The sequence below is a fragment of the Bradyrhizobium sp. 142 genome (assembly GCF_023074015.1).
Taxonomy (GTDB): domain Bacteria; phylum Pseudomonadota; class Alphaproteobacteria; order Rhizobiales; family Xanthobacteraceae; genus Bradyrhizobium.
The window spans coordinates 21,422-48,301 of record NZ_JADPKQ010000085.1 but is presented as its reverse complement, the minus strand read 5'-3'; the positions used below and the strand labels follow the sequence as shown (position 1 = coordinate 48,301).

Sequence of the window (26,880 nt, the reverse complement as noted above, 5' to 3'; positions counted from 1 at the left end):
TAACGCGGAGCTCGCGCGGATTGTCCGACAGATCCGCGCCCGCTGGCCGCTCACGCGCATCGTGCTGCGGGCGGACTCGGGCTTTGCGCGCGAGGCGCTAATGGTGTGGTGCGAGGAGAACCGCGTCGACTATCTGTTCGGGCTCGCCCGCAACACACGCCTGGTCGCCATGATCGCAGATGAGCTTGCCACGGCCCGCGCTGCGGCCGAGAAGACCGGCCGCCCGGCGCGCCGCTTCAAGGACTTCTAGTGGAGCACGCTCGACACCTGGAGTCGTCGGCGCCGTGTCGTTGCCAAGGCGGAGTGGACGCAAGGCGAGGCCAATCCGCGCTTCGTCGTCACCTCGCTCAAGCGGGCCGAGGCGGGCGCGCGGCAGCTCTATGAGGACATCTACTGCGCCCGCGGCGACATGGAGAACCGGATCAAGGAATGCCAGCTCGATCTCTACGCCGACCGGACCTCCGCGGCGACCATGCGCGCCAACCAACTGCGGCTGTGGTTCGCCTCGATGGCCTATGTGCTGATCTGTGCGTTGCGGCGCATCGGCCTTGCCGAAACCACCTTTGCAGACGCCACCTGCGGCACCATCCGTCTCAAGCTCCTGAAGATCGGCGCACTGGTGCGCATCAGCGTCCGCCGCATCAGGATCGCCATGGCCTCGGCCTGCCCAGCCGCCCAGCCGTGGGGACACGCGGCTCGTCGCCTGGCCGAAGCTGCCAAGGCTCGCGCCTCGCCAGCCTGACACGCGAAGCTGCGACGCGCCCAATCGGCGGCATCCACCAATGGCCCACCGGAGACACTCAAAACCAAATCCCCAGCCGCGCCTTCAGCGCCACGGCTCCTCGTCGCCTTCGCCAGATCCTCCTATCACCGTCCCAGAGCAATTGGTCGTGTGAGAAATACGGGCTAACCCACCAAGACCAGTGCGAGCAGGCCTGATCCTAGCAACGCGACGCCGGCCACGGTTACGGCCAGAAAAGCGAGCGATGTGAATTCTTCGCGCATGGACGTTTAACCCAACCTCACCACGCCCCGACCATCACCAAAGTGGCGATGCTCAACAGCGAGCAACAGAGGATGATTGCTGGAGCGACGAAAGCCTGATGCCACCGCATTGTTCCCTCTCCCAACCAGAACAGTCGCAGCGATAGCTAGCTCGGCGATGTTTTCCCGTGACTTCGTGGTCGCAGGAAAGCGGCTTCAATCCGAAGGTCGATTGTTTCGTTCCGCGCGGCTGACGAAGTCTCTTCACGGGTTTGCGAGCGGAAAATTCAACACCGCACTCCGGACACCCGGGAGTGACAGCTCGCCTCGGACAACGCGAACCGCAGCGAGGGCGGCTAATTTGCAGGAGTTCAAAACAATGCGGCGCCCAGAGCCTGTCTGTAGATCATTGCGGCCACAAGTGAGAGCAGTAAGCCCGCTCCCGAGAAGATCATGAGTACTTTTACGGTTTCAACGTCAACGTTGGTTCTCGTCGCGCGGGATATCGCCTTTGCCAATGCAGCCATCATCGCCAGCTCCGAAGCAAGCCGCGCGGAAGCGAGGCCTTACGTCATCTAGCGTGACCGCGCGCGTTTGCGTGTGAAGCAGATTACAGGTGATGTTGCGGCAGCCGCGTGCCCGATCAGGTGGTTGGCGGGGTAACCGCAGAGATCTCGATCCCCTCACGGGAGGTCTTTTCACTTGGAGCTGGATCTCGGATTTTGTTGCGCTTCACGATCAGACGATGCCGGGCTGCCTATGGCATCGAGCGATGCTCGTTATTTCCCCATCTTCGTGAAATCGACGATTTCGCTGCCAAGACGTGCGTCCGCCGTGTTGATCGAATACACCTCCGACATGTGACTATGTTGCGGCAACATGACCGCACGTATGCATCCGCTCGCCCGCTCGCAACTTGCGCGCTTCAACAAGTCGAATTGCTGCACGAAGCCGGCGGGGTCGAGCTCTGCGGCTACCGTCATCAGCGGTATGGTCGTCATCCGCAAACCCGGCAGTGAGGACTGCTCGGCGTAGCGAGCGGGATCGGCACCGTAGTAGACGCGGTAATCGCTGACCGAGGTCGCCGGCATATCGTATATGCCCGATATAAGGATCGCCCCGGCAAGGCCGCCAGCCTTCACCTTATACCTTATGCAGTTCGGGGCGGGACACATAGTCAGCGACGTGCGCGGCGCCAGTCGAATGGCCCATCAGATAGATGCGCGCCGGATCGCCACCGCGTGTCGCGATTTGATCTGAGACCCACTGAACCGCTGCGGCCACGTCTTCGGCGCCTGCCGGCCAGATGGCCTGTGGCGCGAGGCGATACGTGGTGTTGACGCCGATGTAGCCATTCTTGACCGCCCACAGCATGATGTTGTCGTTGAACGGCCCGCCCGGGATGCGCCTGTTGCCTCGCACGAAGCCGCCGCCATGCACAAAGATCAGGACGGGGCGAGGGGACGAAGCCGCCGCTGGCATGAAGATGTCGAGCAGATTGCGATCGGCAGCGCCGTACTTGGCGTCGCGCTCGACCTTGACGTCCCTGTAGGGCTCCTGCTCCTGCAACGGCTTGTAGAGCTGGCTGGTTTGCGGCGGATCGATGACACGACCGATTTCCTGCAACTTGGCCGCGATCTCGGCAGGCATTGGGCTTTGCTGGGCGTCCGCGGCCTCGGCCGCGGCGACAACAAACCAAACGGCAAGTACTGACTTTGACAACGCCATTGCTGAAATCCATTTTCCTCTTATTCGATCATCATGACTGATCGCGAGTCCAATTGGTACCGCTCCTGGGTTGCGGCATCACGCGATCGGCTCGCAAAAACTTTAGGCTTTAGGTGCGCGGAAAGGCATGTTCTAAGACAAGAACGTGCATCGCCACGCGTGGATTGCGTGATTGCAAAGGCTCCAGTCCGGTTGGCTTCTTCGGGAGCGGGCCGATGACGTTTGTGCGACACGCTACGAGATATTGTCGTGATTGATTGCCGCTAATTCGACCATTTGGAGCCAGATCATGATGAGCAAGTTCTTTGTTGCGGGCGCCTTTGCGCTCGTATCCATGCCAGCAGTGATTGCTCAGCAGCAATACGGCAACGCGATAGAGGCTCGCACAATGCTGGAAAGGGTTGTCGCCGGCATCAAGGCAGATCCCGGCGAGACGATCTCCCAGATCAACAAGGGCGACCCAAAGTTCAGTGACAGGGATTTGTACCCCACATGTGCTGGCCCGGACGGCAAAATGGTTGCAAACCCGAATCCGGCGCGCCTGGGCATTGTTCAAAAGGATAGCAAGGACGCCTCAGGCAAGCCCTACGGTGAGGAATTGGCCAGGGCCCAGGAAGGCGTTGTGTCCGAAGTCAGCTTTCTGTCGCCGCGTCCCGGCGCGGACAAGACACCCGTCCAGAAGACCGCGTTTGTTACAAAAGTCTCGGGCTACATCTGCCTGGTCGGGTACGCGCCCTGATGGCGTTCAAGCGCGCAGGCTTGCGGGCCGTTGCGCCGGCGTGGCCCCGGTTGGGGCGAAGCGTAATCGCGGATCATAGCGTCGCCTGCAGTCAGATCCGATGCAGAAGCAGAGATCTCCGCATTTCGCTCGGAAAGCAGTGTTGAAACCGCTCACCGAAATACAGGGATTGGACCACAAGCGGTCTATTCGATGACTGCGTTGGCGCGCGCGAGCAGCGACGTCGGCACGGTTATACCGAGCGTATTGGCGGTCTTGAGGTTGACGATCAGCTGAAGCGCCGTGGATTGTATCACCGGCAGATCAGCCGGCTTCTCACCCTTCAGGATCCTGCCGGTGTAAACGCCGGCCAGACGGTACACATCTTCGACACTCCCGCCATAGCTCACCAGCCCTCCGGCCTCGGCGTACTCACGTCGATCGAAAATCGTGGAAATTGCGTAGCGTTTCGTCAGATCGACGAGTTGAGCGCGCCGGCTGAATAGAAACGCATCGGTGTCGACCAGAAGAGCACTCGTCCGTCGTTCAGCAAGTTGTGCAAGGGCCGCATCGATTTCGCTTTCAGTTGATGCGCTCACTGTCTCGAGCTGCAGTCCGATCGCGCGAGCCGCGGCTTCCAGCGCCCTGGACTGCGTCTTTGCATTCGGATTGACGGGATTGACGAGCGCGGCAACAACGCTCGCGGTCGGGACGAGCTCGTGGAGCAACTCCAGCCGCTTTGAAACCACCTCCACATTCAACGTGACCGCACCCGTCACATTGCCACCCGGCCGGTCCAGGCTGGCAACAAGGCCCAGCTCGACCGGATCGCTGCTGGTGGTAAAGACGACGGGAATTCGCGTCGTCGCTTTCTTTGCGACAAGGTTCGCAGGGGTGCTTGTCGCGACGATAACGGCCACGCGGCGGTCGATCAGATCAGCCGCCAATGCTTGCAAACGCTCGTAGTGGCCCTCCGCCCATCGGTACTCGATCGCGACGTTCTGGCCCTCAATGTAGCCGGTTTCGGCCAGGCCACTGCGAAATGCTGCGACGAAGTGGCCATATCCCTGCGGCGATGTCCCATTGATAAATCCAATAACCGGTGTCGTCGGATGCTGCGCCCACGCTGCAAGGGGCCATGCGGCAGCGGCGCTTCCGACTAACGAGACGAACTCGCGCCGCTTCATTGGATCATCCTTTTGGGAGTGCCTGTGGCGTTGGTACAGCACCCTGCGCTTATAAACCAGAGATGGAAATAGCTTTTACAGGGGAAGCTGCATCTTCGCCGTCCCGAGCAAGTCCGCTTCGAACGCGAGGTGACGTCTCGGCCGACCCAAGTCGGTGATCCCTTCAACCCTGGAGAGCATAGCTGACAGCTCCGAGACAAGCGGCGAATGCGGGGTTGTGTCTGCTGTTGAAATGCGAACTGAAAGAGGCGGGCGCTCACGCCGCGCTGCCATTCGGCTCCTGGGCATCGTGCCGGAATCGACGAACTCGGACGGTCCGTCGCCAGCCCGGGCCTGCCGTTACTTCATCGCCGAGCTGACGGAGTTGAACTTGTTGTTGAGGAGCGCGCTCCCCGTGTTGTTCACGATTGTAACGATGGCAAGTGCGATGCCGGCGGCGATCAAACCATACTCGATAGCGGTGGCACCATTTTCATCGGCAAGGAAAGACCTGAGCAAACGCATTGCCAACTCCTATTCATCCGATCGAATGTACGATTGCTTGGTTTTCGAAGTCGTATCGGTCGATTATAATTTGCGCGCTTCAAAAGAAACAGGTTCGGTCGAACTCGCCTGTTACATAGTGTGACACTCATTAAGTTAATGTTTCCTCGGCCGATCCAAATGGACCTAAATCGGCAAACCCTCACGAGATGATATCGTTTGCGCATACGCCGCGCCCTTGCGGCGGCGTTTCAGGGCGGGCGGCGCGACATCCGACCAGAGTCGCCGTCAGCATGATCGAGCCGTCGTGCTGAACATCACCGTGCCGCTTAACGGATTGTTGAGGCTGTTCGTCAACGGGTCGGCAAGGATACGGACATTGATATCAACTTTGGCTCTCATCCACGCCGGCCGTCCGCGTTCAGCGCCCGCAACATCGCGATGCGGGCAAACAACAGCCAGCCGCCGCCGGCCTCGGCTGCATTGATCAAGGTCTCGATGGCGGTCTGCCAGTGCGCCTCATGCTGCGCGTCCTCGGGTAGTTGCATGACGTAGTCGGCCGCCTGCTGAAGCGTGAGCAGCTTGCGCCCGTTGCGAAGGGGGACGGGATCGTCGAACGGCATCGACCAGGGCATGTCAGGCCGGCCGCTCCGTCAATGATGTCACGACGCGCTTTGCCCCGAGCCGTTGCCGCTATCCGGCCTTCTTGGTCCGCGCCGGCTTGTCGGCCTTCTTCGGTGTTTCTCTGGGCCCTTGCTTGGCCGCGGCGGCTTCCTTGCCCTTGCCGGCGATCGGCAACAGCATCTCGCGCTGGCCTTCGACGCGCTTCTTCGGCTTCTTGCCCTTGGCGGTCTCTTTGGCGACCTTCGCTGCTGGAGTTTCGCCCTTCTCGCTCGCGAGACTCTTCTTCAGCGCGTCCATCAGGTTGATGACGTTGCCGCCGGTCTTCGGCGCAGCCTTGGCTGCGATCGGGGCGCCGCTGCGCTTCTTGTTGATGAGATCGATCAGCGCAGTCTCGTAGTGATCCTCGAACAGCTCGGGCTCGAACGCGCCGGACTTCTTCTCCACGATGTGCTTGGCGAGATCGAGCATGTCTTTTGTCAGCTTCACGTCCTGGATGTCATCGAAATATTCCTTCTCGCTGCGCACCTCGTAGGGGTAGCGCAGCAGCGTGCCCATCAGGCCGCTATCGAGCGGCTCCAGCGCGATGATGTGCTCGCGATTGGTCAGCACCACGCGGCCGATCGCCACCTTGTTCATGCTGCGGATGGTCTCGCGGATCACCGCATAGGCGTCGTGGCCGACCTTGCCGTCCGGCACCAGATAATAGGGGCGGATCAGATAGCGGTTGTCGATATCGGTCTTCGGCACGAACTCGTCGATCTCGATCGTGTGGGTCGAATCCAGCGCGATTTCGTCGAGCTCGTCCTTGCTGACCTCGATATAGGTGTCGGTGTCGACCTTGTAGCCCTTGACGATGTCCTCGGAGGTCACCTCGTCACCGGTCTCGGCATCGACCTTGAGGTACTTGATCCGGTGTCCCGTCTTGCGGTTGATCTGGTTGAACGAGACCTTCTCGGTATCCGAAGTGGCCGGATAGAGCGCGACCGGGCAGGTCACGAGCGACAAACGCAGAAAACCCTTCCAATTGGCGCGGGGGGCCATGGCTACTCCAAAACGCAACAGGGACAACGCACAAGGATACCATCGGGGAACTGCGAATCATAGCAAGCGCCGGGATGGAATCTTGCAACGGCGTTAACCGCCGGCCGCGGCATCCGTTGCCTCTTCCGCAATGCGCGCACTCCGCAGGGCTGTCTCCGGAACATCGCTCCGGATCGTGCGTTGCCCCGGCAGTTATTTTGCCGCGAGACGTCGCGGCAATCTGACGCGATAGCCTGAGATTGAGGTCACCATGGCAACCACGCGAGAGCAACGTCAGATCGTCGAAACGCCGACCGAGGCGCGCCAGGGTGAACCGGGACCTTCGGTGGCGGCGTTGCTTGCCATCTCGACGGGCCTCGCGATCCTGATCCTCGCCGTCGTCTGGTTCGTGTTCTTCCGGACCTGACGGCCAAGTCTCCAGGCCAAGTCTCCGACTAGGTCCCGAGCCAGGTCGACGTTCGGACCTTCCGACTCGCCGCGCAACGCGGCACATTACGCCCGCCATGCCCCCGATCTGGTGAGGGGCCCGGCGGGCGCAGTCGGTTCGGCGTGCGAATAGTATATGTCCAAAAAGTAACGTAAGCCGGTTCCCCGCGTTCATATTCAGTTCACGCCGGAATTGCTCATCTCTGGCGGTCTATCATGCGGCCTATTCTTGCAGCCTTTGGAGAGAAGCGTGCGCCTGCTCGTTGTGGAGGATGACCCCGATCTCAATCGCCAGCTCACCAAGGCGCTGACCGACGCCGGCTATGTCGTCGATCGCGCATTCGACGGGGAGGAGGGGCATTATCTCGGCGAGAACGAGCCGTATGACGCCGTGGTGCTCGATATCGGCCTGCCGAAGAAGGACGGCATCTCGGTGCTGGAGGCCTGGCGGCGCAATGGCCGCACCATGCCGGTCCTGATCCTCACCGCGCGCGACCGCTGGAGCGACAAGGTCCAGGGGTTCGACGCCGGCGCCGACGATTACGTCGCAAAGCCGTTCCATCTGGAGGAGGTGCTGGCGCGCATCCGCGCCCTGCTGCGCCGTTCGACCGGCCATGCCCAAAGCGAGCTCAGCTGCGGCCCGGTCACGCTCGACACCAGGACCGGCCGGGTCAGCGTCTCCGGCAACCCCGTGAAGATGACCTCGCACGAATATCGGCTTCTGGCCTACCTGATGCACCATTCGGGGCGCGTCGTCTCCCGCACCGAACTGGTCGAGCATCTCTATGACCAGGACTTCGATCGCGACTCCAACACCATCGAGGTCTTTGTCGGCCGCATCCGCAAGAAGCTCGACGTTGACATCATCCAGACCGTCCGTGGCCTCGGCTATCTCCTGACCCCGCCGGCAGCGCCCGGCGCTTGAGGCGTTGGGGCTTGACGGGCGGCCGGACACGGGGCCTTGGTCGGGTGATGATGGCCGACGACCCGACATCCTGCGCCCCCCGGGATCCTTCCGATGCCCGCTAGCTCGCTTGCGAACCGGCTGTTCCTGTCGGCGACCGCGTGGCTCGTGGTGATCCTGGCCATCACCGGCGTCGTGCTGTCCTCGGTCTACAAGAACGCCACCGAGCGCGCCTTCGACCGCCGGCTCAACCTCTATCTGCGCACGCTGATCGCCGAGGTCGCCACCCCCGACGAGCCGCCGGACCGCCAGTTCCAGTCGCTGGGCGAGCCCCTGTTCGAATTGCCGCTGTCCGGCTGGTATTGGCAGATCACGCGGACCGACACCGAAAAACCGGAGGTGCGCTCGTCGCGCTCGCTCTGGGACAAGAAGCTGCCGAAGCTGGAGGAGCAAGGCACCGAGCTCACCGCCGCCGGCATCCGGTTGGCCTATGTCGATGGGCCCGAGGGCCAGAATCTGCGGATGGTGGAGCGGCCGGTCGATCTCGGCAGCGACGGCAAATATCTCGTCAGCGTCGCGGGTGACGATACCGAGATTTTCGATGAGACGCGCAGCTTCGACTATTATCTCGGCGGGACCTTCATCGCGCTTGGCATCGTGCTGCTGCTGACCACGGTGTTCCAGGTCCGCTTCGGCCTTGCGCCGCTCAAGCGCATCTCAGAATCGATTGCCGACATCCGCTCCGGGCGAGCCGAGCGGCTCGAGGGCGAATTCCCGGTCGAGATCGCGCCCCTGGCGCGCGAGACCAACGCGCTGATCGACGCCAACCGCGAAATCGTCGAGCGAGCCCGCACCCATGTTGGCAATCTCGCCCATGCGATCAAGACGCCGCTCTCGGTCATCGTCAACGAGGCCGGCATACACGCGGCCGATCCGTTCGCGGCCAAGGTCATGGAACAGGCCGATGTGATGCGCGATCAGGTCGCCCATCATCTGGAGCGCGCGCGCATCGCCGCGCGGGTCTCGGTCGTCGCGACCGTCACGGAGGTTGCGCCCGCCATCGAGGCGCTGCGGCGGACGATGGAGAAGATCCATCGCGACCGCGGCATCGTCGTCGGGGCCAGCGCCGATCCGTCCGCAAAGTTCCGCGGCGAGCGGCAGGACCTGGAGGAGATGGTCGGCAATCTCGTCGACAATGCCTGCAAATGGGCCGCTTCGCACGTCTTCATCGAGGTTTTGGTGGAGGCGCCGCACCAGGCCGGCGCCGGGCCGCGCTTGCGGATCGTCGTCGATGATGACGGACGCGGCCTGTCGGAGGCCGAGCGCGCCCAGGTCTGGCGGCGCGGCCAGCGGCTCGACGAGTCCAAGCCCGGCTCCGGGCTCGGCCTGTCCATCGTGGTCGACCTCGCGGCACTTTATGGCGGCAACCTCACGCTCGGGAGCGCTCCGATCGGCGGGTTGCGGGCAGAACTTGTCCTCCCCGGAATATAATCCTCTGTTTCTACACGCTTATTTGGCCTGCAGGTCGAAACCGGTGGGATTCAGCGCAGCTTCCTCAACGGCTTCTTAAGGCGAGCGCCCCTATGATCGGCCCGGACGCATCCCTCGTCCGCCACTTCACAGTGCACTAGCCGGGCGTATGAGCCAGACATCGATCGAGCGGCTGAGAGAATATCTCGCGCAGCTCCCGCCGCAGTCGCAGGCGCTGCTGATGCGGGAGTTCGAGCGCGCGCTGGAACGCGGCCAGGAAACCGCTGTGGCGACCCTCGTGCTCGAGCAGCTGCGCAAGATCGTGCGCAAAACGGAGACCGAGGAGGCCCCGCCACCGCGCACCGACGATCTGTCGCGACTTCTGTTCCAGGTGCTGGAACCATTCCTGGTCGAGGCGGGCGCCCCGATCCGGGTCGGACAGATCCGCCGCGCCTCGCTCCAGCCGATCTGGCAATGGCTCGGCCGCGACGGCGCCCCGGACAAGGTGAATGAATTCGAGGCCGCGCTCGCGCGGATGCCGGCGGACAGTGCGGGGCAGGTCGAAGCGCTGGCGCAGAAGCTCCAGGCCGTGGCTGCGGACGCCATCTTTGCCCTGACCGGGCCGGGCGGTGGCGACAAATCGCGCGCGCTCGCCCGCGTCGGTGCTCCCAACGTGATCGAGGATCTCTATTCGATCGGAGCCGTGCTCGCCGTGCGCGAGGCCATTGCCACCCTGAACGAAAAGCTGCCGCGCTTCCTGCGCGCCTTCGGCGATTCCCAGATTGTCTCGGTGACTTCAGCGCTCAACATTCCCGTGCTCCAGACGCCGCAGATGCTGCCCTTCACGCTTTCCATGGTGGTGCAGCGGATGACCGCACCCTGGCAGATCATCCGCCTCGCCATCAAGATTGCCGCATCCGACGACGAAATCCGCGTCGCGGCCACGCCCTATGGCGTGGCGGTCACCATCGCCCTGCACGATCTGTCCTGCGTTGCCGCAATCCTGCGCATGGACATCAAGCGCGGTCATTTCGACAATGTCGCCGGCAATCTCAAGGCGCTGCACGACGGCGTGCGCGGCCTGCGTACCGAGCTCGATCTGCGCAACGATTCCGCCTGGGGCAAGCAGTTGACCGCGATCCGGGCCGACATCTCCAACGCGCTGCAATCGGAGATCGACAGCGTTCCCGGCCGCGTTCGCCGCATCCTGCGTCAGCGCGCCGAGAAGGACATTCCGCCGGGGGCGCGGATCGACAGCACCGAGGTGGAGGAAACCGCGGCGTTGATCGACTTTGTCGCGACCTGCCGCAACTACGCCAGCGAACTTGCCATCAACGAGGTGACGCTGCGCACCTATTCCGACCTCCAGCAATATGTGGAACGCTCGACCGAGCAGCTGGTGCAGTCGCTTCGCGCTGCCGATCACAAGGTCCGCGCCTACCGGCAGCAGCAGGTGCAGGCCGCGATCCGCTTCTGCGAGGTGCTGTTCGGCGATGATTACGCCTCGCTGATGAGTCGCGCTGCGGAGAATGCGCTGACCGGCGAGCGTAAATCGTCGCGCGCGAGCTGATACAAGCGCATATTTTCGTGGTCACAATTTCTGGTTGACGGTGCCGGTGCCGGGCCCTACGGTCGCCGTGCAAGTCCGGGGAATTTCTATCTGTGGGCGCATGAAAGCACTTATCAGCTTCGTTGAAATCGAGAACCGCGTCATCTTGGCGAAGTACCAGAGATTGATGGTCAGGGCGAAGGTGGTGCTGGTCGAGAAGGGGAGCGGTCGGCAGTTGCCGGAGACCGCTACAACGATCGCTTCACCAGTTCCAGTTGGCGCGCTGCGCATCAGGTTGCCGGATGCGATCGAGCCGGGAACGTACTTCCTGAAGGCCATCAACGGGCATGGCGAGGACGCCGCCCGGAGTGTAGACTTCGAGATACACTAAGCCGTTGGATTCCCACGACTTCAAGACGGCATCCGGTCGCGGAAGATTGACAATTGTCAATTGCCGCATCGTCCTGCCGTGGTGTAAAGCCACCTGTGGGCGCGGCTCGCGCGCTGCCGGAAGTTTGCCTGATGACGCTATGGTTCGTGTTCGCGCTGATGACGGTCGCGGCGATCTTCGCCGTGCTTTGGCCGCTCGGCCGTCGCGCGCGCGCGCAGAGTCGAGGCTCTGAAGGTCAAGGCTCTGAAGGTCAAGACACTGAGAATCGGGGCAGCGAGGTCGCGGTCTACAAGGACCAATTGACCGAGATCGAGCGCGATCTCGGTGCAGGCCTGATTGCGGCGCCGGAAGCCGAGGCTGCACGCGTCGAGATCAGCCGCAGGCTGCTCGCCGCCGCCGCCCATGAGCCCGCGCCAGTACCGAAGTCGAGTCTCAAATGGCGCCGTGCCGCGGCTGTACTGGCGCTCGTCGGGCTGCCGCTCGTTGCGATCGGCGTCTACATGCCGCTCGGTTCGCCCAAGCTTCAGGACTTTCCGCTGGCGCAGCGCGGGTCCGGATCCGGCATGGCGCGGTCACTCGAAACTCTCGTTGTGCAGGTCGAGCAGCATCTGGAAAAGAATCCGACCGATGGGCGCGGCTGGAACGTGCTCGGGCCGGTTCTGGAGCGACTCGGCCGTTTCGACGATGCGGCGCGCGCCTACCGGAACTCGCTGACCTACAACGGCGAGAGCGCCGAACGAAGGGCCAACCTCGGCGAGGCGCTGTCGGCTGCCGCCGGCGGCGTGGTGACCGCCGAGGCCAAGACCGAATTCGAACGCGCGCGCGCGCTGGACTCCGACGATCCCAAGGCGAATTATTTCCTCGGGCTCGCCGCCGAGCAGGACGGCCGTAAGGACGATGCGGCCACCATCTGGCGCGCGCTGCTTGCGAAAGCGCCGGCGGATGCGCCGTGGCGTCCCGTGGTGCAATCCGCGCTGGCGCGGGTCGGCGGCAGTGGCGGCGCGCTGCCGGCACTGTCGGACGAGTCGATCACAGCCTCCAGGGATATGAGCGAGGGCGATCGCGGCGCGATGGTGCGCGGCATGGTCGAGCGCCTGGCCATGCGGTTGAAGCAGAACGGCGACGATGTCGAGGGCTGGCTGCGCCTGGTGCGCGCCTATCTCGTGATGGGCGATCGCGACAAGGCAATGGGCGCCTCGACCGACGCCCGTCAGGCGATCGCCAACGACGCCGAGCGCTTGCGCCAGCTCAACGAAGGTCTCAAGACGCTCGGGCTCGACGGATGACGATGTCTGGACGAGACTCGCGAACAACGGATACGCCATGACCCGCAAGCAGCGACGTATGACCATCATCGGCGGCTCGCTCGCCGTGCTGGCGCTGGCGGCCGCGCTCGTGCTCAACGCCCTGCGCGACTCCATCGTGTTCTTCTCCACCCCGACCATGGTGGCGGAGAAACACGTCGAGTCCGGCAAGCGGTTTCGCCTCGGCGGCCTGGTACAGCCTGGCTCGCTCCAGCGCGGCGACAATCTCGCGGTGACGTTCGAAGTCGCCGACGGTGGCGCAAAGCTCCCCGTGGCCTACAAAGGCATCTTGCCCGATCTGTTCCGCGAAGGGCAGGGCGTCGTCGCCGAAGGCTCGCTCGATGCGCATGGTGTGTTCAAGGCCGACACCGTGCTCGCCAAGCACGACGAAACCTACATGCCCAAGGACGTCGCCGATGCCCTGAAGAAGCAGGGGCACTGGAAGGACGATTACGGAGCAAAACCTGCGGCCACGACCGCGCAAGGCAACCCGCAGGGAGCGGCACGGTGATCGCGGAATCCGGACATTATGCGCTGGTGCTTGCGCTTGGGCTGGCGCTGATCCAGTCGATCGTGCCGCTGATCGGTGCGCGCTTGCGCGATGTCGCCCTGATGAACGTGGCGCGCTCGGCCGCGTTGGCGCAGCTCCTGTTCGTTGGTGCCTCGTTCACAGCCCTCGTGATGCTGCACGTGAACTCGGATTTTTCCGTTGCCAACGTCTACGAGAACTCCCATTCCATGAAGCCCCTGATCTACAAGATCACCGGCGTGTGGGGAAACCATGAAGGCTCGATGCTGTTGTGGGTATCGATCCTGGCGCTGTTCGGCGGGCTGGTGGCGGCATTCGGCAACAATCTGCCGCTGTCGCTGCGCGCGCATGTGCTCGCTGTCCAGGCCTGGATCGCCAGCGCGTTCTATCTTTTCATCCTGGTGACCTCGAACCCGTTCCTGCGCATCGCCAATCCGCCGATCGAGGGACGCGATCTCAACCCGGTGCTACAGGACATCGGCCTCGCCGTGCATCCGCCGATGCTCTACCTCGGCTATGTCGGCTTTTCGATCTCGTTCTCCTTTGCGATCGCAGCGCTGATCGAGGGGCGGATCGATGCGGCCTGGGCGCGCTGGGTGCGGCCGTGGACGCTGGTCGCCTGGATATTCCTCACCCTCGGCATCGCCATGGGCTCCTACTGGGCCTATTACGAGCTCGGTTGGGGCGGCTGGTGGTTCTGGGATCCCGTCGAGAACGCCTCGCTGATGCCGTGGCTTGCCGGCACCGCGCTGCTGCATTCGGCGCTGGTGATGGAGAAGCGCAACGCCCTGAAGGTCTGGACGCTCCTGCTGTCTATCCTGACCTTCTCGCTGTCGCTGCTTGGCACCTTCCTGGTGCGCTCGGGCGTCATCACCTCGGTGCACGCCTTTGCCACCGATCCGACGCGCGGCGTGTTCATCCTCCTGATCCTCTGCCTGTTCATCGGCGGCAGCCTGTCGCTGTTCGCAGGGCGCGCGACCGCGTTGAAGCAAGGCGGCCTGTTCGCGCCGATCTCGCGCGAGGGCGCGCTGGTGCTGAACAATCTGCTGCTCACGGTGGCCTGCGCGGTCGTGCTGTTCGGCACGCTCTATCCGCTGGCGATGGAAGTGCTGGCCGATTTCAAGATGTCGGTCGGCGCGCCGTTCTACAACCTCACCTTCGTCCCGCTGTTCACCCTGCTGCTGCTCGCCGTGCCGTTCGGACCGATGCTGGCGTGGAAGCGCGGCGACCTGCTCGGCGTCACCCAGCGTCTGCTTGCGGCGGGTGTTGCCGGGCTCGTCGTGATCGCCATCGTCTGGGCCTGGACGCGTGGTGGCAGTGCGCTGGCGCCATTGGCAATTGGGCTTGGCGTCTTCGTCATCGCCGGCGCGATCACGGACCTCGCCGAACGGACCGGCCTGTTCCGCCTGCCGGTCGCAACGGCGCTGCACCGCGCCCGCGGCCTGCCGCGCTCGGCCTGGGGGACGGTATTCGCGCATACCGGCCTTGGCGTCGCGCTGATCGGGATCGTCTGCGAGACCACCTGGAACAGCGAATACATCGGGACGATGAGGCAGAACGAGGTCGCCCATATCGCCGGCTACGATCTGAAGCTGGACGGGCTGTTCCAGCGTCAGGGGCCGAACTACCGCGAGATGATTGCCGAGTTCAACGTCAGCCGTGACGGCGAGACGCTCAGCGTCATGACGCCGTCCAAGCGCAGCTTCACCACCCGCGGCTCCTCGACAACTGAGGCCGCGCTGCTGACGCGCGGCGCGAGCCAGCTCTACGTCTCGCTCGGCGACGCCACCGCCGAGGGCGCAATCGCCGTGCGCATCTATCACAAGCCGCTGGTGCTCCTGATCTGGTGGGGGCCGGTCCTGATGGCATTCGGTGGCGTCTTGTCGCTGTCAGACCGGCGCTTGCGGGTCGGCGCGCCAAAGCCGGCGCGGGCCAAGCAACGCCTTCAGCCGGCGGAGTGATCCGATGCGTCGGATGTGGCTCGTGATCATTGCGCTAACGCTGCTGTCGTGGCCGGCGGCCTATGCCGTGCAACCCGACGAGATCATGTCGGATCCCGCCAAGGAGGTCCGCGCGCGCGAATTGTCGCGCGAGCTGCGCTGCATGGTCTGCCAGAACCAGTCGATCGACGATTCCGACGCGCCGCTCGCGCGCGATTTGCGTCTCCTTGTGCGGGAGCGGATCACAGCCGGCGACAGCAATTCGCAAGTCCTCGACTTCCTGGTGGCGCGCTATGGCGAGTTCGTGCTGCTGAAGCCGCGCTTCGAGCGTCAGACCTTGCTGTTGTGGCTGCTTGCGCCGCTGCTGCTGGCCGGCGGCGGCCTGGCGCTGTGGCTGCAAATCCGGCGGCGCGCGCAGAGTGGTGCAGACGTCCCGGCCCCGCCGCTCACGCCGGACGAAGAGGCGCGGCTCGCCGCCTTGATGTCCGACGACGCCCCATCGCGCTAATTGCGACGCTCATTGCGCATCATACGCAGGCTGCGATGCGCAGCGCGGGCGCCCCGGCGCCCGTCGCCGGAACCTCGTTAAGTTCCCGCGGGATCACGGTTTTCGGGTTGCGATAAACTGCCGCATCCTCCGGGGCCTTCATTACGAAAGTTTAACCCCACCGCCAGCGCACGGTAAGGCGGGAGCCCCCATCTTCAGGTCCGTAAGGTGCTGCTATCCGGCACCAAAAGGAATTCAAGACCTTGGAGACCTCTGCATGACCGACCGTCCCGATCTTTCGAACCTTCCGTCCCACCGGCAGTCCGGCCGCTCGGTGTTCTCCGCACGCAAGATCGCGCTGATGGCCTCGGTTGTCGCTGGCCTCGGCGTCGCCGTCTATGGCTTCAGCCCCTCGACCTCGCCTGCCGACTTGTTCTCCAGCCCAGCGCATGCGCAGGTCAACAACGAGGTCCGAAAAGTCGAACGCCCCATCGGTTTCGCCGATATCGTCGAGCGCGTGAAGCCCTCCGTGATCTCCGTGAAGGTCAACATGAAGGAGAAGACCGCGAGCAACGACAGCGATGAGGATTCCTCGCCGTTCCAGCCGGGCTCGCCGATGGAGCGATTCTTCCGCCGCTTCGGCGGACCGGATGGCTTCCCGGGTCAGAAGGGCGGCCGCGGCCGCGTGGTCCAGGGCCAGGGCTCCGGGTTCTTCATCTCCGCTGACGGCTATGCCGTCACCAACAACCATGTGGTCGACGGCGCCGACAAGGTCGAGGTCACGACCGATGACGGCAAGACCTATACTGCGAAGGTGATCGGCACCGACCAGCGCACCGACGTGGCCCTGATCAAGGTCGAGGGCAGCTCGAACTTCCCGTTCGCCAAGCTTGCCGACGGCAAGCCGCGGATCGGCGACTGGGTGCTCGCGGTCGGCAATCCCTTTGGCCTCGGCGGCACCGTGACTGCGGGCATCGTCTCGGCCAGCGGCCGGGACATCGGCAACGGTCCATATGACGATTTCATCCAGATCGACGCGCCCGTGAACAAGGGCAATTCCGGCGGTCCGGCCTTCAACACCGAGGGCGAGGTGATGGGCGTCAACACCGCGATCTACTCGCCCTCCGGCGGCAGCGTCGGCATCGCGTTCTCGATTCCGGCCAGCACTGTCAAGAGCGTGGTGGCGCAGCTCAAGGACAAGGGCTCGGTCAGCCGCGGCTGGATCGGTGTGCAGATTCAGCCGGTGACATCCGATATCGCCGACAGCCTCGGCATGAAGAAGGCCGAAGGCGCGCTGGTTGCTGAACCGCAGGCGAATGGTCCGGCTGCCAAGGCCGGCATCGAGTCCGGCGACGTGATCACGGCGGTCAATGGCGAACCGGTCAAGGACGCCCGTGAGCTCGCCCGCACCATCGGCGGCTTGGCGCCCGGCGCGACCGTGAAGCTCAACGTGCTGCACAAGGGCCAGGACAAGGTCGTGAACCTGACGCTTGGCCAGCTGCCGAACACGGTCGAGGCCAAGTCCGACACCGATACGGACACCAACAAGGGTGCGAACCGCGGCACTGACGTGCCCAAGCTCGGCATGACAGTCGCGCCCGCAAATTCGGTGGCCGGCGCCGGCAAGGATGGCGTCGTGGTTACCGAAGTCGACCCGAAGAGCGCCGCGGCCGAACGCGGCTTCAAGGAGGGCGACGTGATTCTCGAAGTCGGCGGCAAGAGCGTGAGCACCGCCGGCGACGTCCGCGATGCGATCAACACGGCGCGGACCGACAACAAGAACAGCGTCCTGATGCGCGTGAAGAGCGGCGGCCAGTCGCGCTTCGTCGCCGTGCCCCTCGCCAAGGGCTAGGCCTCAGGAGGCTTACGTGATGAAGGGTGTCGCCGGCATCAGTCGCCCCCGCCGGCGGCGCCCTTCGGGGGAGCAACACAAAGTTTGCTTCCCCTGTCTACCTTCCGGTGGAATTACGCCCCCCTCCGTCGGAAGGCCTAGGGCGGTGAGGTCCCCCCAGCTTCACCGCCCGCCTTTTTCCCGATGCAAGATCGTCCCGCTCCGCTTGCATGCGATTGCCGCTCGCGCCATGTTCAGAGAAGGTTGACCTCCTTGACCGCCGCCGACCGCACAATGCGCCTCCTCATCATCGAAGACGACCGCGAATCCGCCGACTACCTCGTGAAGGCGTTTCGCGAGGTCGGCCACATTGCCGACCACGCCAGCGACGGCGAGGAAGGCCTCGCCATGGCCGAGAGCGGCGAATACGACGTGCTGGTGGTCGACCGCATGCTGCCCAAGCGCGACGGCCTGTCGCTGATCGGCGCGCTCCGCGACAAGGGCGAATCGACGCCGGTGCTGATTCTCTCCGCGCTCGGGCAGGTCGACGACCGTATCAAGGGCCTGCGTGCCGGCGGCGACGACTATCTGCCAAAACCGTATTCCTTCGCCGAGCTGCTGGCCCGCGTCGAGGTGCTGTCACGCCGCCGCGGCGGCCCAGCCGAGGACACGCTCTACCGGGTCGGCGATCTCGAGCTCGACCGGCTTTCCCATCGCGTCGCCCGCGGCAAGGATGAGCTGACGCTTCAGCCGCGCGAATTCCGCCTGCTCGAATACCTCATGAAGCATGCCGGCCAGGTGGTGACCCGTACCATGCTCCTGGAGAACGTCTGGGACTATCATTTCGATCCGCAGACCAACGTGATCGACGTGCACATTTCGCGGCTGCGCTCCAAGATCGACAAGGGTTTCGAGCGGCCGCTGCTGCACACGATCCGCGGCGCCGGGTACATGATCCGTGACGGCATTCGGTAAACTCGTCCGCACCACGGCGTTCCGGCTGACGCTGGTTTACCTGTTTCTGTTTGCGATTTTCGCGGCCTCGCTGCTGGGCTATTTCGCCTGGAATACGCGGCGGCTGATCACTGAAGAGATCACGCAGACGGTCAATGCCGAGACCTCGGAGATCAATGAGATCTACGGGCGCCGCGGCCTTGTCGGTCTCGTGCGCGCTATCGAGTATCGGGCGCTGCGGCCGGGCGCCAACCTTTATCTCGTGACCACGCCGACGGGGCAGGCGATTGCCGGCAATGTCGGCTCGCTGGCGCCCGGTGTGATGGCGACGCGCGGCTGGACCGAGACCGCATACCGGCGCATCGAGGACGCGGATGACCGCGACCATCGTGCGCTCGTGCGCGTCACCGAATTGGAGAACGGCTTCCGGCTTCTGATCGGCCGCGATCTCGCCGAGCGGCGACGGCTGTTCGGGATCGTCGCCAAGGCGGCGCAATGGTCGATCCTGATCGTGGTGGTGCTTGGTCTGGGCGGCGGCATCTTCGTCGCGCGCAGGGTATTGAGGCGCATCGACGCGATGTCCGGCACGGCGCATCGCATCATGACGGGCGATCTCAGCGAGCGCCTGCCCGTTGGGCGCAGCGGCGACGAACTCGATCGCCTCGCCGAAAACCTCAATGCCATGCTGGAGCGGATCGAGGCGCTGATGGCGGGGCTGAAGGAGGTCTCCGACAACATCGCCCACGACCTCAAGACGCCGCTGACGCGCCTGCGCAACCGCGCCGAGGAGGCGCTGGCAAAATCCGGCAGCGAGGCCGACTACCGCGCCGCGCTGGAACGGACCATCGAGGAATCCGATGGCCTGATCCGCACCTTCAACGCGCTGCTGATGATCGCGCGTGCGGAGTCCGGGCAGGCGCGCGGCAATATGGATGATTTCGATGCCGCCGAGGTCGCCAACGGCATCCACGAGCTCTATGAGCCGCTTGCCGAAGACGATGGCATGACCTTGAATGTCAGGTGCGAACCGACGCCGGTTCACGCCAACCGCGAGCTGATCAGCCAAGCGCTCGCCAATCTGGTCGAGAATGCGATCAAATACGGCAAGCCGGCGGCTCTGGCGGCGGGAACCGTGGTGAGCCTGGACAGCCGGCAGATCACGATCGAGGCGAAGCGCGAGGGCGATCAGGTGCTGCTCAGCGTCACCGATCGTGGCCTCGGCATCCCCGAGGCCGACCGCAAGCATGTCGTCGAGCGATTCGTGCGGCTCGAGGCCAGCCGCACGCTGCCGGGCTCGGGGCTCGGCCTCAGCCTCGCCTCGGCGGTTGCGACATTGCATGGCGGCGAATTGCGGTTGAGCGATGCTCAGCCCGGTCTCGTCGCTACGCTGGTACTGCCGGCGCGCGCTGGCGACAGGGTTGCTCCTCCGATGCAGGATGTGCCACAGAAGGTGGCATGAACCACTCCGCGCCGGGAAACGCGGACAAGCATGGCGAGGGCCTGGCCGCGCGTTTTGCGGAGGCTCCCCATATTGCCGCTTCCGCAACCGACGAACGACGTTTTGAAAATTGGCTGGCCGAGCTCGAGCCGGCACAGTCCGTCCGTCTTGAAGCATTTCTGGTCCATCCCTTGGCGCGGGATATCCTGGCCGGCATCGCGGAATTCTCGCCTTATCTGTTCGAGCTGATGCGCGCTGATCCGCTGCGCCTGATCCGGCTTCTGCAATGCGATCCGGATACGCATCTCGAGGCGTTGATTGCAGAGGCGAGAAGCGCGGTGCTCGCTGCACCCTATGAGGCCGAAGTGATGCGGCTGCTTCGTCGCACGAAGGCGGAGGCGGCGCTTCTGACCGCGTTGTGCGACATCGGCGGGGTCTGGCCGGTGATGCGCGTGACAGCGGCTCTGACCGATGTTGCCGTGTCCTCCGTGCAGGCGGCGCTCCAGTTTCTGCTGCGGCAGGAAGCCGCACGTGGAAAACTCTCGCCACCCGATCCCGAGGCGCCGGAAGAGGGCTGCGGCCTGATCGTGCTCGCGATGGGCAAGATGGGCGCGGGCGAGCTGAATTATTCCAGCGACATCGATCTCATCGTGTTCTTCGATCCCGATAACACGACGCTGGCGCCTGATATCGAGCCGCAGCCGTTCTTTGTTCGGGTGACGCAAGCCATGGCGCGCATTCTCCAGCAGCGCACCTATGACGGCTACGTCTTCCGCGTCGATCTGCGCCTGCGTCCCGATCCGTCCTCGACGCAGGTGGCGATCTCACGGGACGCCGCGCTCAATTACTATGAGCGGGAGGGGCGCACCTGGGAGCGCGCCGCGATGATCAAGGCGCGTGCTTGCGCCGGCGATCCCAAGGCAGGCGAGGCGCTGCTCGCCGAAATCTCTCCCTTCGTCTGGCGCAAGCATCTCGACTTCGCCGCGCTTGCCGACGTTCACGACATGAAGCGGCAGATGCAGACCTATCGCGGGCAGAGTGAAATCGCGGTCGAAGGCCATAACGTCAAGGTCGGGCGCGGCGGCATCCGCGAGATCGAATTTTTTGCGCAAACCCAGCAATTGATCGCGGGCGGCCGCCATCCGGAGTTGCGGGTGCGGCCGACGCTCGCCGCGCTCGACGTGCTCGCCGCCAGCAACTGGATCACCTTCACGGCGCGCGACGAGTTGGCCATGGCATACGCGTTTCTGCGCCGGGTCGAGCACCGCCTCCAGATGGTCGCCGACGAGCAGACCCATGCGCTGCCCGAAGACAAGAAGGCAGTCGAGCGCTTTGCCTGGTTCTTCGGCTACCCGGATCGCGAGGCCTTCGCGCGCGACCTGCTGCGCCAGCTCGAAATCGTCCAGGGACACTACGAAAAGCTGTTCGAGAGTGACGACCCGACCGGCACGGCGAAATTGCCGGCGATCGATTACCGCGCCGGTCCCGAGGAGCCGCGCCTGCTACAGCATCTGGCGTCGCTCGGCTTCAAGAAGCCCGCTGCCGTCGCGCAGACCATGCGTGACTGGATCGACGGCAACTACCGCGTGTTCCGCGTTGAGGCGACGCGAAGCGCCTTTGTCGAGTTTCTTCCAGCCCTGATCGACGGCCTCGCGCATGCGGAGGAGCCGGACCGCGCGGTGGTCGCGTTTGATCATTTTCTTCAGGCGCTGCAGCGCGGCGGGCGGCTAGTCACGCTGCTCGGCCAGAACCGCGAACTCGTCGCGCTGGTGGCGCTGGTGCTCGGTGCGGCACCGCGGCTCGGCGAGATGCTGGCGCGGAAGCCCCAGCTGATGGACGGTCTGATCGATCCACGCTTCTTCGGCGCGATGCCGGACCGGCAGGAATTGTCGGAGCGGCTCGCGGCCACGGTGCAGGACGCGAGTTCGTACGAGGAGTTTCTGGATCGCCTGCGCCTGTTCGGACAGGAGAGCCTGTTCCTGATCGGCACGCGCATTCTCTCCGGCACCGTCTCGGCGCAACAGGCGAGCACGGCGTTTGCCGACGTCGCCGAAGGCATCGTCCACACCGTGCACGGCCTCGTTGCCGACCGCTTCGCCGCCCAGCACGGCCGTATCCAGGGCCAGGAAACCGCGATCGTCGCCATGGGCCGGCTCGGCAGCCGCGAAATGACCGCGTCCTCCGATCTCGACCTGATCCTGCTCTATGATTTCGACAGCGAGGCACCGGACTCCGACGGGCCGAAATCGCTGCAGGGCGCGCATTATTTTGCCCGCTTCACACAGCGCCTGATCAGCGCCTTCACCACGCGAACCAATTACGGTGTGCTCTACGAGGTCGACATGCGGCTGCGTCCTTCGGGGCGCGCCGGTCCGGTGGCGTCAAGCCTCGTCTCCTTCGCGGACTACCAGGCCAACGAGGCCTGGACCTGGGAGCACATGGCGCTGACGCGCGCGCGCGTGGTGTCGGCATCGCCGGAGTTTCGCGAACGGATCGCGGCGGTGATCCGCGACGTCCTGACCCGCCGCCGCGACCCCGTGATCATCGCAACCGACGTCGCGGACATGCGGCGTGCGATCGCGCAGGAGAAGGGCGAGACCGATTACTGGGATCTGAAATATGCCGCCGGCGGCATGATCGATATCGACTTCATCGCGCAATATCTCCAGCTCGTCCATGCTCACGCAAAGCCGGAAATCCTGGATGTCGGCACGATGCAAGTGCTGGAGAACGCCGCCAGGCTCGGTGTGCTGCCGCAATCTGAGGCCGAAATCCTGCGCGCAGCCACGCGGCTCTATTACGACCTCACGCAGATCCTGCGGCTTTGTGTCAGCGACCGCTTCAGGCCGGAAACGGCCGGCACCGACCTTCAGCGGATGATGGCGCGGGCCGGCGATGCGCCGGATTTCTCATCGCTCGAGGCGCGCGTGAAGGAAACGCAGGCCGAAGTACGGCGCGTGTTCAGGGCGCTGTTGGAAGCAACATCGCCTGCTTCAGCGAGATAAGGGCCTCGCGGACATTCGGCTCCAGGCCCGCGCCGCCGGCATCGAGATGGACGAAGATCGCCCGCTTCATTCGGGGATCCCAGAACTTCTTGATGTGCTCGGCGATCCCCGGCACTGCCTTGTCGTGGCCCTGGCTGCGGAAGAACGTGCCAATCTGGTTGGCCATGTAGATCAGGCGGTCAGGCGACATCGGCAACCTCCGTGGCATGGCGGGCCACGATCCGGCTGCCATGCGTAAACACTTCGAACCCGTCCTGCCGCGCAATCGCAATCAGCGTGATGCCGGCTGCTTCCGCGGTGCGTACCGCAAGCGCGGTGGGCGCGGAGACTGCGACCATCACCGGCGCACCGATCGCGGCGGTCTTCTGCACCATCTCCACCGAGACGCGGCTCGTCAGCAGCACGAGGCCGCCGCTTGCATCCGTCCGGCTGCGCGCCAGCGAACCGGCGAGCTTGTCGAGCGCGTTATGGCGGCCGACATCCTCGCGCAGCGCCAAGATGCCGTGGGGCGGCGACCAGAACGCTGCGGCGTGGACGGCGCGGGTTTGCAGATTGATCGACTGTAGCGGCGCGATGGCCTGCATCGCCGCCATGATCTGCTCCGGCGTGAAGGTCTGCCCCTGCGGCACCACGGCTGCCGGCCGCACGGCTTCCGCAATGGAATCGATGCCGCAGATCCCGCAGCCGGTCGGGCCTGCAATGTGGCGCCGACGCTCGCTGATCCGCCCGGCGTTCTCTGATGTCAGCCACATGCGCAGTTCGATCCCCTCGTCGAGACGGACCACCTCGAGCGACCGGATCTCATCGAGGGATTTGACGATGCCTTCGTCGAGGCTGAAGCCGACGGCAAAATCTTCCAGGTTCTGCGGCGTACCCATCATGACGGCATAGGTGCCGCCATTATAGGTCAGCGCCAGCGGCGTCTCTTCGGGGATCAGCCGTGCCCCTTCGGACGCGACGTCGTTGCGCCATATTTCGCGGTCGATGGCCTGGACCGGCACGTGCATGCCGCTACTCCGCGGCTTCGGCCGGCGCGATGCGGCGGGAGTGCCGCGCCTGCGCGTCATAGGTCTTCTGCCAGTCGGACGGGCCGTTCGACGGCGAGATCTGCACCGCCGTGACCTTGTATTCCGGACAATTGGTCGCCCAGTCCGAAAAGTCGGTGGTGATGACGTTGGCCTGCGTGTCCGGATGATGGAAGGTGGTGTAGACCACGCCCGGCGCGACCCGGTCGGTAATCTCCGCGCGCAGCGTGGTCTCGCCGGCGCGGCTCTGCAGCCGCACCCAGTCGCCGTCACGCACGCCGCGCTGCTCGGCGTCGTGGGGATGGATCTCCAGCCTGTCCTCGGCATGCCAGACCACGTTCTCGGTGCGGCGGGTCTGTGCACCGACATTGTACTGGCTGAGGATGCGGCCCGTGGTCAGCAGCAGCGGAAAGCGGGGGCCGGTGCGTTCGTCGGTGGCAATATATTCAGTGACGACGAACTTGCCCTTGCCGCGGACGAAGCCGTCGATGTGCATCACCGGTGTGCCTTCCGGCGCGTTCTCGTTGCAGGGCCATTGCACTGAGCCGAGCTCGTCCAGCTTGGCGTAGGAGACGCCGGCGAAGGTCGGTGTCAGCGCCGCGATCTCGTCCATGATCTCGGACGGGTGATTGTAGTTCATGTCGAGGCCCATTGCCTTGGCAAGGCCCATCGTAACCTCCCAGTCGGCGAGCCCGTTCTTCGGCGTCATCACCTTGCGCACGCGCTGGATGCGGCGCTCTGCATTGGTGAAGGTGCCGTCCTTCTCGAGGAAGCTCGAGCCGGGCAGGAAGACGTGGGCGTAGTTCGCGGTTTCGTTCAGGAACAGGTCGTGGACGATGACGCATTCCATCGCGGAGAGCGCCGCGACCACATGCTTAGTGTTCGGGTCGGATTGCAGGATGTCCTCGCCCTGGACATAGATGCCCATGAACGTGCCTTCGATCGCGGCATCGAACATGTTGGGAATGCGCAGGCCCGGTTCGGGGTTGAGCTTGACGTTCCACAGCGCCTCGAATTGGTCGCGCACGGCATCGCCCGAGATGTGGCGATAGCCGGGCAGCTCATGCGGGAACGAACCCATGTCGCAGGAGCCCTGCACGTTGTTCTGGCCGCGCAGCGGGTTCACGCCGACGCCAGGACGGCCGATATTGCCGGTCGCCATCGCGAGGTTGGCGATCGCGATCACGGTGGTCGAGCCCTGGCTGTGCTCGGTGACGCCGAGGCCGTAATAGATCGCGCCGTTGCCGCCGGTGGCGTAGATGCGTGCGGCTTCGCGCAGGTCCTTCGGATCTACGCCGGTCAGGATCGCGGTCGCCTCCGGGCTGTTCTTCGGCTGGGCGACGAACGCGGCCCATTCCTCGAATTCGCTCCAGTCGCAGCGCTCGCGGACGAAGGCTTCGTTGACGAGACCTTCGGTCACGATGACATGGGCCAGCGCCGTCACGACGGCGACGTTGGTGCCGGGCATCAGCGGCAGATGCAGCGCCTTCACGTGAGGCGAGTCCACCATCTCGGTGCGGCGCGGATCGATCACGATCAGCTTTGCGCCCTGGCGCAGCCGCTTCTTCAGGCGCGATGCGAAGACCGGATGAGCGGAGGCCGGATTGGCGCCGATGATCATTGCGATGTCGGTATTCTCCACCGAATCGAAGTCTTGCGTGCCGGCCGACGTGCCGAAGGTCTGCGACAGGCCATAGCCGGTCGGCGAATGGCAGACCCGTGCGCAGGTGTCGACGTTATTGTTGCCGAAGCCGGCGCGGATCAGCTTCTGCACAAGATAGGTTTCTTCGTTGGTGCAGCGCGAGGAGGTGATGCCGCCGATGGCATCGCGGCCATATTTCTCCTGGATGCCGCGCATCTTCGTGGCGGCAAACGAGAATGCTTGATCCCACGACACTTCGCGCCAGGGATCTTCGATTCTTTCGCGGATCATCGGCTTGAGGATGCGTTCCTTGTGGTTGGTGTAGCCCCAGGCGAAACGGCCCTTGACGCAGGAATGGCCGCGATTGGCCTTGCCGTCCTTGTAGGGCACCATGCGCACGACTTCCTCTCCGCGCATCTCGGCCTTGAAGGCGCAGCCGACGCCGCAATAGGCGCAGGTCGTGACCACGGACTGCTCGGGCTGGCCGATCTCGATCACGGACTTTTCCGTCAGCGTCGCGGTCGGGCAGGCCTGTACGCATGCGCCGCAGGAGACGCATTCGGAGCCAAGGAAGCTCTCGCTCATGCCGGGCGAGACGCGGCTGTCGAAGCCGCGCCCGGAGATGGTGAGCGCGAAGGTGCCCTGCACCTCCTCGCAGGCGCGCACGCAGCGCGAGCAGACGATGCACTTGGAGGGATCGTAGGTGAAATAGGGGTTGGACTCGTCCTTCGGCATCCAGGCGGGATTCACCTCGCCGCCCGATTTTGCGAAGACGTGGTTCTCGCCTTCATAGCCGTAGCGCACGTCGCGCAGGCCCACGGCGCCGGCCATGTCCTGCAATTCGCAATCGCCGTTGGCGCCGCAGGTGAGGCAGTCGAGCGGATGGTCCGAGATGTAGAGCTCCATCACGCCCTTGCGCAGGGTCTTTAGCCGCTCCGTCTGGGTGTGGACGACGAGGCCGGACATCACCGGCGTGGTGCAGGAGGCCGGCGTGCCGGCTCGGCCCTCGATCTCGACGAGGCAGAGACGGCAGGAGCCGAACGCATCCACCATGTCGGTTGCGCAGAGCTTTGGGATCTGGTGGCCTGCGTCCATCGCGGCACGCATGATCGAGGTGCCCTCGGGCACCGTGACCTCTTTGCCGTCGATGGTCAGGGTCACCATCGTTGCCGATTTCGAGCGCGGCGTGCCGAAATCGATTTCTTCGATCAGAGACATCG

At 64.3% G+C, this 26,880-nt stretch carries 24 protein-coding genes and 1 pseudogene; 15 read left to right on the top strand and 10 right to left on the bottom strand.

Going from position 1 to position 26,880, the window contains the following annotated elements:
• Positions 1 to 742 (top strand): annotated as a pseudogene (locus IVA82_RS09220) (IS1380 family transposase); the annotation flags it as partial.
• 613 nt (positions 743 to 1,355) lie between these two features.
• Here the strand turns inward: IVA82_RS09220 and IVA82_RS09215 are convergent.
• The 3 genes from IVA82_RS09215 to IVA82_RS48785 form a co-directional block, all read right to left on the bottom strand.
• Positions 1,356 to 1,514 (bottom strand): hypothetical protein, encoded by a 159-nt coding sequence (locus IVA82_RS09215; protein ID WP_247493259.1) that lies wholly within the window; start codon positions 1,512 to 1,514, stop codon positions 1,356 to 1,358.
• A 249-nt stretch (positions 1,515 to 1,763) separates the two neighbouring features.
• The gene (locus IVA82_RS09210) at positions 1,764 to 2,126 is read right to left on the bottom strand and encodes a hypothetical protein (protein ID WP_247382829.1); all 363 of its coding nucleotides are present in this window, start codon (positions 2,124 to 2,126) and stop codon (positions 1,764 to 1,766) included.
• A 1-nt stretch (position 2,127) separates the two neighbouring features.
• Complete coding sequence (locus IVA82_RS48785) at positions 2,128 to 2,712, bottom strand: alpha/beta hydrolase (protein ID WP_276578020.1); 585 nt, start codon at positions 2,710 to 2,712, stop codon at positions 2,128 to 2,130.
• Positions 2,713 to 3,001: 289 nt separating this feature from the next.
• Between IVA82_RS48785 and IVA82_RS09200 the strand changes: the two genes are divergently transcribed.
• On the top strand, positions 3,002 to 3,451 hold the full coding sequence (locus IVA82_RS09200) for a cache domain-containing protein (protein ID WP_247382828.1): 450 nt from the start codon (positions 3,002 to 3,004) through the stop codon (positions 3,449 to 3,451).
• Positions 3,452 to 3,636: 185 nt separating this feature from the next.
• On the opposite strand, the gene IVA82_RS09195 is transcribed toward IVA82_RS09200, so the two are convergent.
• The 4 genes from IVA82_RS09195 to IVA82_RS09180 all read right to left on the bottom strand — a co-directional run bounded on the left by IVA82_RS09195 (position 3,637) and on the right by IVA82_RS09180 (position 6,765).
• Positions 3,637 to 4,617 carry an ABC transporter substrate-binding protein gene (locus IVA82_RS09195; RefSeq protein WP_247382827.1) on the bottom strand — a complete coding sequence of 327 codons (981 nt, stop codon included), beginning with the start codon at positions 4,615 to 4,617 and terminating at the stop codon, positions 3,637 to 3,639.
• 339 nt (positions 4,618 to 4,956) lie between these two features.
• Positions 4,957 to 5,121 carry a Flp family type IVb pilin gene (locus tag IVA82_RS09190; RefSeq protein ID WP_247382826.1) on the bottom strand — a complete coding sequence of 55 codons (165 nt, stop codon included), beginning with the start codon at positions 5,119 to 5,121 and terminating at the stop codon, positions 4,957 to 4,959.
• Positions 5,122 to 5,498: 377 nt separating this feature from the next.
• A complete protein-coding gene (locus tag IVA82_RS09185) occupies positions 5,499 to 5,735 on the bottom strand; it encodes a hypothetical protein (protein ID WP_247382825.1) in 237 nt (78 codons plus the stop codon).
• A gap of 58 nt (positions 5,736 to 5,793) precedes the next feature.
• Positions 5,794 to 6,765 carry a Ku protein gene (locus IVA82_RS09180; RefSeq protein WP_247382824.1) on the bottom strand — a complete coding sequence of 324 codons (972 nt, stop codon included), beginning with the start codon at positions 6,763 to 6,765 and terminating at the stop codon, positions 5,794 to 5,796.
• Between the two features lie 250 nt (positions 6,766 to 7,015).
• Between IVA82_RS09180 and IVA82_RS09175 the strand changes: the two genes are divergently transcribed.
• The 13 genes from IVA82_RS09175 (at position 7,016) to IVA82_RS09115 (ending at position 22,993) form a co-directional block, all read left to right on the top strand.
• The gene (locus IVA82_RS09175) at positions 7,016 to 7,171 is read left to right on the top strand and encodes a hypothetical protein (RefSeq protein WP_187435894.1); all 156 of its coding nucleotides are present in this window, start codon (positions 7,016 to 7,018) and stop codon (positions 7,169 to 7,171) included.
• Between the two features lie 270 nt (positions 7,172 to 7,441).
• A complete protein-coding gene (locus IVA82_RS09170) occupies positions 7,442 to 8,116 on the top strand; it encodes a response regulator transcription factor (RefSeq protein WP_148739984.1) in 675 nt (224 codons plus the stop codon).
• Positions 8,117 to 8,209: 93 nt separating this feature from the next.
• Positions 8,210 to 9,586, top strand: a complete 1,377-nt coding sequence (locus IVA82_RS09165) for a sensor histidine kinase (RefSeq protein ID WP_247382823.1) — start codon at positions 8,210 to 8,212, stop codon at positions 9,584 to 9,586.
• Between the two features lie 148 nt (positions 9,587 to 9,734).
• Positions 9,735 to 11,135 (top strand): hypothetical protein, encoded by a 1,401-nt coding sequence (locus IVA82_RS09160; protein ID WP_247382822.1) that lies wholly within the window; start codon positions 9,735 to 9,737, stop codon positions 11,133 to 11,135.
• Positions 11,136 to 11,235: 100 nt separating this feature from the next.
• Positions 11,236 to 11,505 carry a hypothetical protein gene (locus IVA82_RS09155; RefSeq protein ID WP_247382821.1) on the top strand — a complete coding sequence of 90 codons (270 nt, stop codon included), beginning with the start codon at positions 11,236 to 11,238 and terminating at the stop codon, positions 11,503 to 11,505.
• Between the two features lie 131 nt (positions 11,506 to 11,636).
• Complete coding sequence (gene ccmI, locus IVA82_RS09150; protein ID WP_247382820.1) at positions 11,637 to 12,791, top strand: c-type cytochrome biogenesis protein CcmI; 1,155 nt, start codon at positions 11,637 to 11,639, stop codon at positions 12,789 to 12,791.
• 37 nt (positions 12,792 to 12,828) lie between these two features.
• A complete protein-coding gene (ccmE, locus tag IVA82_RS09145; RefSeq protein WP_247382819.1) occupies positions 12,829 to 13,320 on the top strand; it encodes a cytochrome c maturation protein CcmE in 492 nt (163 codons plus the stop codon).
• Positions 13,317 to 15,299 carry a heme lyase CcmF/NrfE family subunit gene (locus IVA82_RS09140; protein WP_247382818.1) on the top strand — a complete coding sequence of 661 codons (1,983 nt, stop codon included), beginning with the start codon at positions 13,317 to 13,319 and terminating at the stop codon, positions 15,297 to 15,299. Before ccmE ends, IVA82_RS09140 begins: the two co-directional genes overlap by 4 nt.
• 4 nt (positions 15,300 to 15,303) lie before the next feature.
• The gene (locus tag IVA82_RS09135; RefSeq protein ID WP_247382817.1) at positions 15,304 to 15,786 is read left to right on the top strand and encodes a cytochrome c-type biogenesis protein; all 483 of its coding nucleotides are present in this window, start codon (positions 15,304 to 15,306) and stop codon (positions 15,784 to 15,786) included.
• A gap of 256 nt (positions 15,787 to 16,042) precedes the next feature.
• Positions 16,043 to 17,617, top strand: a complete 1,575-nt coding sequence (locus IVA82_RS09130; protein WP_247382816.1) for a Do family serine endopeptidase — start codon at positions 16,043 to 16,045, stop codon at positions 17,615 to 17,617.
• 273 nt (positions 17,618 to 17,890) lie between these two features.
• Complete coding sequence (locus tag IVA82_RS09125) at positions 17,891 to 18,571, top strand: response regulator transcription factor (protein ID WP_148739969.1); 681 nt, start codon at positions 17,891 to 17,893, stop codon at positions 18,569 to 18,571.
• Positions 18,555 to 20,009 carry an ATP-binding protein gene (locus IVA82_RS09120; protein WP_247382815.1) on the top strand — a complete coding sequence of 485 codons (1,455 nt, stop codon included), beginning with the start codon at positions 18,555 to 18,557 and terminating at the stop codon, positions 20,007 to 20,009. The genes IVA82_RS09125 and IVA82_RS09120 overlap by 17 nt, the downstream gene beginning before the upstream one ends.
• The gene (locus IVA82_RS09115) at positions 20,006 to 22,993 is read left to right on the top strand and encodes a bifunctional [glutamine synthetase] adenylyltransferase/[glutamine synthetase]-adenylyl-L-tyrosine phosphorylase (RefSeq protein ID WP_247382814.1); all 2,988 of its coding nucleotides are present in this window, start codon (positions 20,006 to 20,008) and stop codon (positions 22,991 to 22,993) included. Before IVA82_RS09120 ends, IVA82_RS09115 begins: the two co-directional genes overlap by 4 nt.
• Here IVA82_RS09115 and IVA82_RS09110 read toward each other — a convergent pair.
• Genes IVA82_RS09110 through fdhF form a run of 3 tightly spaced genes read right to left on the bottom strand, consistent with a single transcriptional unit; the run spans position 22,950 to position 26,878 of the window.
• Positions 22,950 to 23,183, bottom strand: a complete 234-nt coding sequence (locus IVA82_RS09110) for a formate dehydrogenase subunit delta (protein WP_247382813.1) — start codon at positions 23,181 to 23,183, stop codon at positions 22,950 to 22,952. The two genes, IVA82_RS09115 and IVA82_RS09110, sit on opposite strands and share 44 nt — an antisense overlap.
• On the bottom strand, positions 23,173 to 24,000 hold the full coding sequence (gene fdhD, locus IVA82_RS09105; RefSeq protein ID WP_247382812.1) for a formate dehydrogenase accessory sulfurtransferase FdhD: 828 nt from the start codon (positions 23,998 to 24,000) through the stop codon (positions 23,173 to 23,175). Before fdhD ends, IVA82_RS09110 begins: the two co-directional genes overlap by 11 nt.
• 4 nt (positions 24,001 to 24,004) lie before the next feature.
• A complete protein-coding gene (gene fdhF / locus IVA82_RS09100; protein WP_247382811.1) occupies positions 24,005 to 26,878 on the bottom strand; it encodes a formate dehydrogenase subunit alpha in 2,874 nt (957 codons plus the stop codon).
• Positions 26,879 to 26,880: the final 2 nt, after the last annotated feature.